Here is a 12,829-nt window from a genome sequence, read left to right on the forward strand (position 1 = left end):
GTCAGCCGAGCTGATCGGCGATGGCCTGCTCGACCTGCTGCAGCGCCTCGCCGATCCCCTCCGGTCGTGTGCCGCCACCCTGCGCGACATCATCCTTGCCGCCACCGCCACCCCCAAGAGCCTTGGCGGCGACGCCGACCAGCCGTCCGGCCTTGAGCCCCCGCTCGCGCCCCGCCTCGTTGACCGCGGCAACCACCACTGGACGGTCGGAGGGGACGCCGGCGATCACGATGACCGCCGGCCGGTCGGCCGGGAACCTGCCACGCACGTCAAGCGCGAGCTTACGCAGATCGTCGGCACCGGTGCCATCAGGCGCGCGGTGTGTCACAACGGAGACTTCCCGCAGGTCACGGGCCTTGGCCGCCAAATCACCCGCAACCTGGAGCACTTGCGCGGAGCGGATCTTCTCCAGCTCCTTCTCCGCCGTGCGCAGCCGGGTGACGATGCCGTCGATGCGCTCGGGCAGCTCCTCGCGGCGCGCCTTGAGCTGCTCGGTGAGCTGCGCGACCAGCACGCTCTCGCGGGCCAGGAAGCGGAAGGCGTCGATGCCGACGAGCGCCTCGACGCGGCGCACGCCCGCGCCGACCGACTGCTCGCCCAGCACCTTGACCAGGCCGAGCTGGCCGGAGCTGTGGACGTGGGTGCCACCGCACAGCTCGCGCGAGTAGTCGCCGATCTCGACCACGCGGACCTCGTCGCCGTACTTCTCGCCGAACATCGCCAGCGCGCCCATCGCCCTGGCCTCCGCCTGCGAGGTGACGAAGGCGTTGACCTGGAGGTCGTTGATGAGCACGGCGTTGACCTCGTCCTCGACATCACGCAGCACGCTCTGCGGCACCGCGCCCGCCGCGGTGAAGTCGAAGCGGAAGCGGCCGGGAGAGTTCTCCGAGCCCGCCTGCGCGGCCGTCTCGCCCAGCGCGTTCTTGAAGCCGCGGTGGACGAGGTGGGTCGCGCTGTGGCTGCGCGAGATCGCGCGGCGGCGCTCGACGTCGATCTCCGCCTGCGCCTCGTCGCCGACCTTGACCTCGCCGCTGCGGACCTTGCCCCGGTGGACGACGAGGCCCGCGAGCGGCGACTGCACGTCGACGATCTCGATCTCGCCGCCACTCGTGCGGATCACGCCCTGGTCGGCGAGCTGGCCGCCGCCCTCGGCGTAGAACGGGGTGCGCGCCAGCACGACCTCCACGGTCGTCCCCGCGCCCACCACCGGCACGGACACGCCGTCGACGAGGATGCCGAGCACGCTCGTGTCGGCCTCGGTCTGGTCGTAGCCGAGGAACTCGACCTTGCCCGCCTTCTCCAGCAGCTGCCCGAAGACGGAGATGTCGGCGTTGCCGGTCTTCTTCGCCGCGGCGTCGGCCTTGGCCGCCGCCTTCTGCTCCTTCATGAGCCGGCGGAAGCCCTCCTCGTCGACCTGGAGCCCCTGCTCGGCCGCCATCTCGAGGGTGAGGTCGATCGGGAAGCCGTAGGTGTCGTGGAGCTTGAACGCCTGGTCGCCCGAGAGCGTGGTGCCGGACTTGCGCTTGGTCTCCTCGACCGCCACGTCGAAGATCGCGGTGCCGGTGCGGAGCGTGCCGAGGAAGGACGACTCCTCCGCGTCGATGATGCCGTGGATCTGCGGGGCGTCGGTCTTGAGCTCGGGGTACTGCTCGCCCATGACGTTGATCGCGACGTCGGTCAGCTCGTGCATGTAGCGGTCGTCGCCGGAGCCGAGCAGGCGCAGGTTGCGTACGGTCCTGCGCAGGATGCGGCGCAGCACGTAGCCGCGGCCCTCGTTGCTGGGCAGCACGCCGTCGGCGACCAGCATGGTGCCGGTGCGTACGTGGTCGGCGATCACGCGCAGGCTGACGTCGGCGCGGTGGTCGCGCCCGTAGCGGGTCTTGGTGAGCTCGGCCGCCTTGTCGAGGATCTTGTACGTGGTGTCGATCTCGTAGAGGTTGTCGACGCCCTGCAGGATCGTCGCCATGCGCTCGAGGCCCATGCCGGTGTCGATGTTCTTCGCCGGCAGCTCGCCCGCCACGTCGAAGTCGACCTTGGTGCGGACCGTGCTGAGCTGGTACTGCATGAAGACGAGGTTCCACACCTCGAGGTAGCGGTCCTCGTCCGCGACGGGGCCGCCCTCCTTGCCGTATTCGGCGCCGCGGTCGTAGTAGATCTCCGAGCAGGGGCCGCCGGGGCCGGGCACGCCCATGTGCCAGTAGTTGTCCTCCAGGCCGCGCCGCTGGATGCGCTGCTCGGGCAGGCCGACCTTGTTACGCCAGAGGTCGAACGCCTCGTCGTCGTCCTGGTAGACGGTCGCCCAGAGCCGCTCCTCGGGGAAGCCGAAGCCGCCGTCGGACTCGGAGCGGGTGAGCAGCTCCCACGCGAACGGGATCACTTCGGACTTGAAGTAGTCGCCGAAGGAGAAGTTGCCCAGCATCTGGAAGAACGTGGCGTGCCGCGTGGTCTTGCCGACCTCTTCGATGTCGGGGGTGCGCACGCACTTCTGCGCGGTGGCCAGCCGTGACGCCGGAGGCTTACGCTGCCCCAGGAAGTACGGCTTGAACGGCACCATACCGGCAGGAACCAGGAGTAGCGTGGGGTCTTCGGCGATCAGGCTGGCCGAGGGCACTACCTTGTGCCCACGCTCCTCGAAGAAGCGCAGGAAGCGGCGGGCGATCTCTGCCGACTCCATGTTGGCCATCCTTTGCGTTAGTTGTTTTCTTCAGCCTTGTCGAGCCCGAAGCGGGCTCGCAACTCGGTTTCGCGCTCCGCGGCCTCGCCGAGCGCGTCGACAGTAAAGTCTCTCACCTGCCGGAGCATCCCCGCGGCGCTGTCGGCCGTCCTGCGCGCGACGTGGTTGGGGTGGAGCGCCTGCAGTCTGCGCATCACCCAGAAGGTGATGAACGCGCCCAGCGACAGGTAGAACAGCCGCCTGATCATCGTGTCCGCCTCGGCGCGGCCTTGAGCCTGGGCGCCCGGCGGGCCTCGATGGCGCGCCGCACGCCGTATGCGAGCGATGACACCTTGACCAGCGGGCCGGTGAAGATGGTCTGGGTGACCGCGCTGAGCTTGGCGGCGTGCCCGCTGACCTGCTTGACGTCCTTGGCGATGGCCTCGACGGCGACCAGCTGCCTGTTGGTCTCGTTGACCGTGACGCTCATGTCGTCGAGCAGCGGCATCAGGCGTTCGTTCAGGTCGGAGACCGCCTTGGTGGTCTCGGTGAGCAGCCTGGCGAGCTTGACGAGCACCATGGCGAGAACGCAGACCAGGACTATCCAGCCGGTGGCCGCGATCAGCCCGGCGAGCTCTCCAGCGGTAAGCATCCGCTCATCTCCCTCGTACGCTGGGCCGGAACGGCAAGACCCTATCGCGTCACGGCGACAACCTTGGTGAGGTCGCCGACCGTGATCGGCACACCGCGTCGGACGCCGGCACTCCCGCGACACCCTGCCCGCCGCGCCCGTCCGGCCTCGCGAGCCGCTCCGGACCGCATGAGCCTGAGGCCGCGCGCCGCCCTGACACCCTGCGCCGCGAGTCGAGCGGGGCCAGGCCGCGCCCGGCACACCCAAACTTACGCCATCCCGAACCCCGGCCCGCCGCCCGTGTGCGGTGATCCCGTCAGACACGTGACGCCGATGGTCCAGTGGCGGACCATCGGCCACGCCTTTACAGTGTAGATCAAAAATCGGGTCAGGATCCCCGGAGAAAGTCGCGGATCTTGGCCCAGCGGTCGGCCACCGGAGCCTCCGCGCCGTGGCGGGTCGGCTCGTAGTAACGCCGGTCGCGCACCTGCTCCGGCGCGTACTCCTGCCGCACCAGCCCGTGCTCGAAGTCGTGCGGGTACTTGTAGCCGTCACCGTGGCCGAGCTTGGCCGCGCCCGGGTAGTGGGCGTCGCGGAGATGGCCGGGCACCTGGCCGATCAGGCCGCGCCGGACGTCGCCGACGGCCGCCCCGATGGCCTTGACCACGGCGTTGGACTTGGGCGCCATGGCGCAGTGGATGACCGCGTGCGCCAGGTTGATCTGCCCCTCGGGCAGCCCGATGAGCTGCACCGCCTGGGCGACCGCCACCGCGGTCTGCAGGCACGTGGGGTCGGCCATGCCCACGTCCTCGGAGGCGAAGATGACGATGCGGCGGGCGATGAAGCGCGGATCCTCGCCCGCCTCGATCATGCGGGCCAGGTAGTGGAGCGCCGCGTCGGCGTCGGAGCCGCGCATCGACTTGATGAACGCGCTGATCACGTCGTAGTGCTGGTCGCCCTGCCGGTCATAACGTACGGCGGCCTTGTCGACGGCCTTCTCCACCACCTCCACGGTGATGTCGTCGGCCAGCAGCGCGGCGGCCTCCAGGTACGTCAGCGACCTGCGCGCGTCACCGCCCGCCAGGCGTACCAGATGATCGAGAGCCTGGGGCGCGAGCGTGGCACGCCCGCCGAGGCCGCGCGGGTCGGAGACGGCGCGCTCCAGCACGGCGCGCACGTCGTCGTCGGACAGCGACTCCAGGGTGAGCAGCAGCGAGCGCGACAGCAGCGGCGAGATGACCGAGAAGAACGGGTTTTCGGTGGTGGCGCCGATGAAGGTGACCCAGCGGTTCTCGACGGCGGGCAGCAGCGCGTCCTGCTGGGCCTTGTTGAAGCGGTGCACCTCGTCCACGAACAGCACGGTCTGGCGGCCCGTCATGCCCAGCTCGCGCCGCGCGCTGTCGATGGCGGCCCGCACGTCCTTGACGCCGGCGGAGACGGCGGAGACCTCGACGAAGCGGCGCTTGGTGACGTTGGAGACGACGTAGGCGAGCGTGGTCTTGCCGGTGCCCGGCGGGCCCCACAGGAACAGCGACATGGGAGCCTCGCTCTCGACCAGGCGTCGCAGCGGGGTGCCGGAGCCGAGCAGGTGCCGCTGGCCGATCACCTCGTCGAGCGTGCGCGGGCGCATCCGCACCGCGAGGGGCTGCGGGGTGGCCTCTTCGGCCGCCGAATCGAACAGGCTATCCACAACGCGAGATTACATGCCCCACACGGCTCTCGCTCCAGAGTCGCCGGCGCGGAAGACGTAGTAGCCGGCGACTCCGGCCAGCACCAGCGTCACCGCCGACAGGGCCAGCGTGGTGGGCCGGCCGAACCTGTCGCGGCCGACCGAGTCGCGGGCGGGGCGGGTCGCGTACACGAGCAGGAGGGCCGAAGCGGCAAGCCCGAGCACCGACAGCAGCAGCGGGTCGGCGAAGCTCTCGTGTGTCGAGATGCGGCCCCCGAGCTCGCCGTCCGCCGTGGCGAAGCGGGCTTCCTTGAGGCGCTCACCGCTCTCCTTCGCCGCGAATACCGTCACGGGCGCCGCCAGGGAGAGCAGGACCACCGCCCACCCCGCGTAGGTACGCCAGCGGGGCACGAGGGCGTAGACGGCGGCGGTGGCGACCAGCAGCGGGGTCAGCACCACGGCGAAGTGGATGATCAGGGGATGAGCCGGCAGGCCCAGGATCTGGTCGAACACGAGTGGCTCCTTAGTTCTCATTTCAACTACGAATCCGAGCACCATACGGTTCGCGACCTCAGCTGTCGCAAGAGCGGCTTTCGCCACTTACGTCCGGCACATATCGGAGGCCGGTAGCATGCGCGGAAGCTGTTTGGTCATGCACTGGCAAAATGAGAGGACATAGCGGTGAGCGGCGACGACCGCCAGAACGAGGAAGACCGCCAGAAAGAGCTGGCGCGGGAGCACAAGGAACGGCAGGCGCAGCGCGCCGCCGCCCAGACCGCCAAGGCGAGGCGGAACACCTTCATCGGCGCCGGCGTGGCCGTCGTGGTGGTCGCGGGCGGCGTCTTCGCCGCGACCACGCTGGTCAACAGGGACACCCCGAGCGAGGTGGCCGCCAAGAGCAGCGCCTCACCGAGCGCCAGCACGAGCGCCTTCCCGAGTGAGACGCCGTCGGCCAAGACGGGCCCGGTGACCTGCACCTACAAGCGGGACAACTCGGTGCCGAACAAGTTCGTCGGCCTGCCCGGCAAGAAGCCCGACATGAAGCTGAAGAAGATGACGATGGTCACCAACCGCGGCACGGTCGTCGTCGACCTCATGACCGACGCGGCGCCGTGCTCGATCAACTCGCTCAGATACCTGGCGAAGAAGAAGTTCTACACCAACATGAAGTGCCACCGCCTGGTCACGCCCGACGTGGCCGCCGGCGCGCACATGCTGCAGTGCGGCGACCCGCTGGCCAAGGCCGACGGCAAGAACCCGACCGACGGGCAGGGCACCGCCGGATACGTCTACGCCGACGAGAACGCCGACATCCCCATCTCCAAGGGCGTGGTGTTCATGACCCAGCCGTCCGAGGCGGCGGGCCAGAACAACAGCCAGTTCGCCATCTCGCTGTCGGACTATAACGCCCAGATCGGCGCGGGCTACAACGTCATCGGCATGGTCAGCGAGGGCATGGACATGCTGTTGGGACTGGCCACCAGCGGCAAGGACCTGATCGTCAACCAGGCCGACATCATGGGCGACGGCGGCACCACCGTGCCCAAGAAGCCGGTGATCATCAAGAGCATCACGTTCAAGTAGGGCGACACGACAACGGCGGGCACCGTGGCCGGTGCCCGCCGTTGTCACATGCCTGGACCTGCCTAGACCTCGGCCTTGGGCTGGGCGTCGGCCTTGGGCTGGGCGTCGACGCCCGCCTCCTTGCGCTGCTCGGCCGTGATCGGCGTGGGCGCGCCCGTGAGCGGGTCGAAGCCGGAGGCGGTCTTCGGGAACGCGATCACGTCGCGGATCGACTCGCCGCCGGACAGCAGCATGCAGATGCGGTCCCAGCCGTAGGCGATGCCGCCGTGCGGCGGGGGCCCGTACTTGAACGCCTCCAGCAGGAAGCCGAACTTGCTCTCCGCCTCCTCCTTGGAGATGCCCAGCACGTCGAAGACGCGCTGCTGCATCTCAGCCCGGTGGATACGGATCGAGCCGCCGCCGATCTCCATGCCGTTGCAGACCATGTCGTACGCGTACGCCAGCGCCTCGCCCGGGTGGTCCTGGAAGTTGTCGGCCCACTCCGGCTTGGGTCCGGTGAACGGGTGGTGCACGGCCGTCCAGCCGATCTCGCGGCCCACCTCGTCGTGCACGGGCTCGAACATGGGGGCGTCGACGACCCACAGGAACGCCCACGCGGACTCGTCGATCAGACCGCAGCGGCGGCCGATCTCCAGGCGGGCGGCGCCGAGCAGCTCGCGCGAGGCGTGCTGCAGACCGGCCGCGAAGAAGATCGCGTCGCCCGGCTCGGCACCGACCTTGGCCGCGAGCCCGGAGAGCTCCTCCTCCGAGAGGTTCTTGGCCACCGGGCCGCCCAGCGTGCCGTCCTCCTGGACGAGCACGTAGGCCAGGCCCCTGGCGCCGCGGCTGCGGGCCCACTCCTGCCAGGCGTCGAGCTCCTTGCGCGTCTGGGAGCCGCCGCCGGGCATGACCACGGCGCCGACGTACTCGGCCTGGAAGACGCGGAAGGAGGTGTTGGCGAAGTAGCCGGTCATCTCGACCAGCTCCTGGCCGAAGCGCAGGTCGGGCTTGTCGGAGCCGTAGCGGGCCATGGCGTCGGCGTACGTCATGCGCGGCAGCGGCGTCGGCAGGTCGTAGCCGACGGTCTCCTTCCACAGCCGGCTGATCAGCTTCTCGCCGACCGCGATGACGTCCTCCTGGTCCACGAACGACATCTCGACGTCGATCTGCGTGAACTCCGGCTGCCGGTCGGCGCGCAGGTCCTCGTCGCGGTAGCACTTGGCGAGCTGGTAGTAGCGCTCGAGGCCGGCGACCTGGAGCAGCTGCTTGAACAGCTGGGGCGACTGGGGCAGGGCGTACCAGCTGCCGGGCTGCAGGCGTACCGGGACCAGGAAGTCGCGCGCGCCCTCGGGCGTGGAGCGGGTCAGGGTCGGCGTCTCGACGTAGACGAAGCCGAGCTCGTGCATCACCTCGTGGGCGAGGTAGGTGGCCTTGGAGCGGGTACGCATCGCGTTGGCCACCTGCTGGCGGCGGATGTCGAGGTAGCGGTACTTGAGCCGGGCCTCCTCCGACACGCCCACGTTGCCCTCGATGGGGAACGGCAGCGGCGCGGACTCGCTCAGCACCTCCACCCGCTCGGCCACGACCTCGATCGCGCCGGTGGGCAGGTCGGGGTTCTCGTTGCCCTCGGGGCGCACCCTGACCTGGCCGACGACCTTCACGCAGTATTCGGCCCGCAGGTCGTGGGCGTGGTCCTCCTCGCGGAAGACCACCTGCGCCGAGCCGGAGGCGTCGCGCAGGTCGATGAAGACCACGCCGCCGTGGTCACGGCGGCGGGCCACCCATCCTGCGAGCGTCACCTGCTGCCCGGCGTGCTCCTCGCGGAGCGACCCGGCCTGATGCGTGCGGATCACTGCACTTTCCCTTTCAAAACGTCGACGACCTCGGCCAAGGGCACCTCGGTCTGCTCAGCGGTGGTCAGGTCCTTCACTTGCACGGCCTCGGCCGCCAGGTCACGCTCGCCCAGGATCAGCGCGAAGCGGGCACCGGAACGATCGGCCCCCTTCATCGCCCCCTTGAGCCCCTTGCCGCCGAAGGACATGTCGGCGGCGACACCGGCCGCGCGCAGCTCGCTCACGAGCTTGAACATGGCCCGCGCCGCCTCGTCGCCCAGCGCCACACCGTACACCTCGCAACGGGCCCGGGTGGCGAGCTCGATGCCTTCGCGCTCAAGGGCGATGACGGTGCGGTCGAGGCCGAGCCCGAAGCCGATGCCGGGCAACGCGGGACCGCCGATGGCCTCGGAGAGCCCGTCGTAGCGGCCGCCGCCGCCGATGCCGGACTGCGCGCCCAGCAGCGGGTGGTCGAACTCGAAGGTGGTGCGGGTGTAGTAGTCGAGCCCGCGCACCAGCTTGGGCGTGTCCTCCCACGGGATGCCGAGGTCGGCCAGGAGCTGCTTGACCCGGTCGTGGTAGGCCTTGCAGTCGGCGCACAGGTGGTCGCCGATGAGCGGCGCGTTCTCGAGCTGCGCGCGCACCTCGGGACGCCTGTCGTCGAGCACGCGCAACGGATTGATCTCGATCCGCGCCCTGGTGGCCTCGTCGAGGTCGAGCCCGCGCAGGAACTCCTGCAGCCGCGCACGGTAGATCGGCCGGCACTCCTTGCAGCCCAGCGAGTTGAGCAGCAGCCGGACCTGGGTGAGGCCGAGCGCGGTGTACCACTGCCAGGCCAGCGCGATGGTCTCGGCGTCGACCGCCGGGTCCTCGCTGCCGATGGCCTCCAGGTCGAGCTGGTAGAACTGCCGGTAGCGGCCCTCCTGCGGGGCCTCGGCGCGGAAGACCGGGCCGTCGGTCCAGACCTTCACGGGGAGCTGACCGCGGTGCAGGCCGTACTCCAGGACCGCGCGCAGCACGCCGGCGGTGAACTCCGGGCGCAGCGTCAGCGACCTGCCGCCGCGGTCGGTGAAGGTGTACATCTCCTTGCTCACGACGTCGGTGGACTCTCCGACGCCGCGCGCGAACAGCTGGGTGTCCTCGAAGACCGCGGTCTCGAGGTAGGCGTATCCCGCGCGCCTGGCCGTCTCCGCGAACGCTCCGCGGATCGCGTAGAACGTCGAGGCCTGCGGTGGAACGTATTCCTTGACCCCTTTAGGTGCTTGGAAGCTCATTAGATCCCTCGTGTGGGACCGGCTTGCGGCGCCGCTTCTTTCAAGTATGGATTGGTAGCGCGCTCGCGGCCGATCGTGGTCTGTGGTCCGTGGCCCGGCAGGACGACCGTATCGTCAGGCAGCGGCAGACACTTGGTGGCCAGGCTGCTCAGGATGGTCGCGTAGTCGCCGCCGGGGAGGTCGGTGCGGCCGATGGAGCCGGCGAACAGCAGGTCGCCCGAGAACATGATCTCGTCACCGGGCAGCCGGAAGCTCACCGACCCCCTGGTATGGCCGGGCGTGTGGTCGACCACGAGCTCGAGGCCGGCGAGCTCGAGCACGGCGCCGTCGGACAGCTCGCGCACGTCGTCGGGCTCGCTCAGCTCCAGCCCGCCGAAGAGCGAGGCGCTCGTGCCGGACCAGCCCGCGGCCGGATCGCTCAGCAGGTGGCGGTCGTCGGGGTGGATCCACGCGGGGACGTCGCGCGCGCCGCAGACCGGGGCGACCGACCAGACGTGATCGAGGTGGCCGTGGGTGAGCAGGACCGCGACCGGCTTGAGCCGGTGCTCGCGCAGCAGCTCGTCGACGCCTTCTGTCGCGTCCTGACCTGGGTCGACGATCACGCATTCCTCGCCGGGGGCAGGCGCGACAACGTAACAATTGGTCTGGAAGGCCCCTGCGGGGAAGCCGGCGATGAGCATCTGCCTCAGGTGATCTCGTCGAAAAGCCAATGGGAATGTAACCGAAGGGTACCGGTGCGGGTCGCCGGGCTGCGAATCATTACCCGTTGGCCGATACGATTCGCCCACCTCAGTTGATTGACTATGGGAGGCAAAGCGGTGGCCACGGGGAAGGACCGGCAGAAGCAGCTGGCGCGTGAGCACTACGAGCGGCAGATGCAGCGCCGGCTCGAGCGCGAGCAGAAGGCCAAGCGCACGGCGATCATCGGCTCCACTGTGGGCGTCGTGATCGTCGTCGGCGGCATCGTGGCCGCGGTCGCGCTGTTGGGCGGCAACAGCACGGGGACCGACGCGGCCTCCTCGCCCACAGCGTCCGCCGCCGACACCGCCACGGCGGCGCCGAGCGCGAGCGCGAACACGGGGCCCAAGCCGTATGACGCGGCCACGGGCACCTGCGACTACGTCAAGGACACCGCCGGCGGGAAGATCAAGGACGTCGGCATGCCGCCGAAGAAGGTCAAGACCACTCCGGCGACGAAGACGATGACGTTCAAGACGAACCTGGGCGACATCGTGGTCGAGCTCAACAACGCCAAGGCGCCCTGCACGACCAACTCGCTGGAGTACCTGGCGAAGAAGAAGTACTACGACGGCAGCAAGTGCCACCGGCTCGGCAGCGACAAGTTCCCGATGCTGCAGTGCGGCGACCCGTCGGCCAAGGCCGACGGCAAGAGCCAGGACGGCTCCGGCGGCCCCGGCTACGTCATGGCCGAGGAGAACCTCCAGGGCGCCCAGTACAAGCGCGGCGTGATGGCGATGGCCAAAACGCAGGCCCCGGGGAGCACGGGCAGCCAGTTCTTCCTCGTTTACGGAGACATCGGACTCACCCCGGATTACACGCCGGTGGGTACGATCACCAAGGGGCTCGACATCCTGGACAAGGTGAACAAAGCGGGCGTCATCGGGGACGCGGGTGACGGGACGGGAGCACCGAAGCAAACCGTCGAAATCAAAGACGTGACAATCGCCAGCAAGAGCTGACGTAATACAAACTAGGGACGAAGTAGTCCCGAAGGGTCTGATGGAAAGTGCGGGAGGACACGGTGAGCACCGACCCGTGGGGCCGGGTAGACGACGACGGCACCGTCTACGTGCGTACGGCTGAGGGAGAGCGGGCCGTCGGCTCCTGGCAGGCCGGTGAACCCGAAGAGGCACTGGCCTACTTCCATCGCAAGTACGACGAGCTGGCCGGTCAGGTACAGCTGCTGGAGCAGCGCGTCAAGGGCACGGACCTGGCTCCGGCCCAGGCTGAGGCGAGCATCGCCAAGCTGCGGGAGGCCGTCGCAGAAGCCCACGCCGTCGGCGACCTGGCCGCGCTGACGGCCCGGCTCGACGGCCTGACGGAGCTGGTCGCCCAGCGCCGCGAGGAGGTCAAGGCCGCGCGCGAGCACGCGCGCGCCGAGGCCAGGGCGGTCAAGGAGCGCATCGTCGCCGAGGCCGAGCGCATCGCCGACGAGACCACTCACTGGAAGTCGGGCGGCGAACGCCTGCGCCAGCTCGTCGAGGAGTGGAAGGCCGCCGACCGCATCGACAGGGTCACCGAGGCCGCGCTGTGGAAGCGGCTGTCGGCGGCGCGCACGGCGTTCGCCAAGCGGCGCAAGGCGTACTTCGCGGGGCTGGACGAGCAGCGCGAAGGCGTTCGCGCGGCCAAGGAGCGCATCGTCGCCGAGGCCGAGGCGCTGGCCGACTCGACCGACTGGGGCCAGACCGCGGCCGTCTACCGCGAGCTGATGCAGCAGTGGAAGAACGCCGGGCGGGCCTCGCGCGAGGTCGAGGACGAGCTGTGGGCCCGCTTCAAGGGCGCCCAGGACCAGTTCTTCCAGGCCCGTTCGGCCGTCTTCGCCGAGCGTGACGCCTCGCTGGCCGCCAACGCGGAGGTCAAGGAGGTGCTGCTCGCCGAGGCCGAGAAGATCCTCCCGGTCACGGACGTGCGTACGGCCCGCGGGGCGCTGCGGAGCATCCTGGAGCGCTGGGAGGCGGCCGGCCCGGTGCCGCGCGAGCAGCGCGACCGGCTGGAGGGCGGCCTGCGCAAGGTCGACGAGGCCGTGCGCAAGGCCGAGGACGCGGAGTGGAAGCGGTCCAACCCTGAGGCCAGGGCCCGGGCGCAGAGCACCGTCGACCAGTTGCGCACCTCGATCGAGCAGCTGGAGAAGCGGCTGGCCAAGGCGCAGGACGCCGGTCGCGCCAAGGACATCAAGGAGACCGAGGAGGCGCTGACCGCCCGCCGTTCGTGGCTGGAGGAGGCCGAGCGCACGCTCGCCGAGTTCAGCTGACCCGGTGGAGGCCCTTCACGGCCTCCACCGGCCCACGGCGGCCCCGGCGCACGCGCCCAGCTCCCGGGGGATGGCATGTGCGCGTCCGGCACGTGCCCCGACACGTCCCGTCCTGCTGCCTGCCACGGTCCTGGAGCGCCGGCTCAACGGCGCGGCCACCTGACGATGACGTGGGGGACGGCGCGAGCGGGGCCGGTGCGGGAAATGGGGCAACG

11 protein-coding genes are annotated in these 12,829 nt (G+C 69.8%); 3 read left to right on the top strand and 8 right to left on the bottom strand.

From position 1 onward, the window contains the following. Window position 1: 1 nt before the first annotated feature. The 5 genes from alaS to AB0J64_RS17630 form a co-directional block, all read right to left on the bottom strand. On the bottom strand, window positions 2-2,674 hold the full coding sequence (alaS, locus tag AB0J64_RS17610) for an alanine--tRNA ligase (RefSeq protein WP_364027699.1): 2,673 nt from the start codon (window positions 2,672-2,674) through the stop codon (window positions 2-4). Window positions 2,675-2,691: 17 nt separating this feature from the next. Further along, a complete protein-coding gene (locus tag AB0J64_RS17615; RefSeq protein ID WP_364027702.1) occupies window positions 2,692-2,922 on the bottom strand; it encodes a hypothetical protein in 231 nt (76 codons plus the stop codon). Further along, a complete protein-coding gene (locus tag AB0J64_RS17620) occupies window positions 2,919-3,305 on the bottom strand; it encodes a DUF948 domain-containing protein (RefSeq protein ID WP_364027705.1) in 387 nt (128 codons plus the stop codon). The genes AB0J64_RS17615 and AB0J64_RS17620 overlap by 4 nt, the downstream gene beginning before the upstream one ends. A 367-nt stretch (window positions 3,306-3,672) precedes the next feature. After that, window positions 3,673-4,974 (bottom strand): replication-associated recombination protein A, encoded by a 1,302-nt coding sequence (locus tag AB0J64_RS17625; RefSeq protein WP_364027708.1) that lies wholly within the window; start codon window positions 4,972-4,974, stop codon window positions 3,673-3,675. A gap of 9 nt (window positions 4,975-4,983) precedes the next feature. Beyond that, window positions 4,984-5,466, bottom strand: a complete 483-nt coding sequence (locus tag AB0J64_RS17630) for a DUF2231 domain-containing protein (RefSeq protein WP_364027711.1) — start codon at window positions 5,464-5,466, stop codon at window positions 4,984-4,986. A gap of 168 nt (window positions 5,467-5,634) precedes the next feature. Between AB0J64_RS17630 and AB0J64_RS17635 the strand changes: the two genes are divergently transcribed. Next, window positions 5,635-6,537 carry a peptidylprolyl isomerase gene (locus AB0J64_RS17635; RefSeq protein ID WP_364027714.1) on the top strand — a complete coding sequence of 301 codons (903 nt, stop codon included), beginning with the start codon at window positions 5,635-5,637 and terminating at the stop codon, window positions 6,535-6,537. A gap of 62 nt (window positions 6,538-6,599) precedes the next feature. On the opposite strand, the gene aspS is transcribed toward AB0J64_RS17635, so the two are convergent. The 3 genes from aspS to AB0J64_RS17650 are packed head-to-tail and all read right to left on the bottom strand — an operon-like array spanning window position 6,600 to window position 10,302. Next, the gene (gene aspS, locus AB0J64_RS17640; RefSeq protein WP_364027717.1) at window positions 6,600-8,369 is read right to left on the bottom strand and encodes an aspartate--tRNA ligase; all 1,770 of its coding nucleotides are present in this window, start codon (window positions 8,367-8,369) and stop codon (window positions 6,600-6,602) included. Continuing rightward, window positions 8,366-9,622: a histidine--tRNA ligase gene (gene hisS / locus AB0J64_RS17645; protein ID WP_364027720.1), complete on the bottom strand. Its 1,257-nt coding sequence runs from the start codon at window positions 9,620-9,622 to the stop codon at window positions 8,366-8,368. Before hisS ends, aspS begins: the two co-directional genes overlap by 4 nt. Next, window positions 9,622-10,302, bottom strand: coding sequence for an MBL fold metallo-hydrolase (locus AB0J64_RS17650; protein WP_357605145.1), 681 nt, complete (start codon window positions 10,300-10,302; stop codon window positions 9,622-9,624). Before AB0J64_RS17650 ends, hisS begins: the two co-directional genes overlap by 1 nt. Window positions 10,303-10,440: 138 nt before the next feature. Here AB0J64_RS17650 and AB0J64_RS17655 point away from each other — a divergent pair, with 138 nt between their 5' ends. Then, the gene (locus tag AB0J64_RS17655; protein WP_364027724.1) at window positions 10,441-11,322 is read left to right on the top strand and encodes a peptidylprolyl isomerase; all 882 of its coding nucleotides are present in this window, start codon (window positions 10,441-10,443) and stop codon (window positions 11,320-11,322) included. A 62-nt stretch (window positions 11,323-11,384) separates the two neighbouring features. Then, window positions 11,385-12,614: a DUF349 domain-containing protein gene (locus AB0J64_RS17660; RefSeq protein ID WP_364027727.1), complete on the top strand. Its 1,230-nt coding sequence runs from the start codon at window positions 11,385-11,387 to the stop codon at window positions 12,612-12,614. Window positions 12,615-12,829 lie beyond the last annotated feature (215 nt).

The organism is Nonomuraea sp. NPDC049695 (assembly GCF_040674955.1).
Taxonomy (GTDB): domain Bacteria; phylum Actinomycetota; class Actinomycetes; order Streptosporangiales; family Streptosporangiaceae; genus Nonomuraea; species Nonomuraea helvata.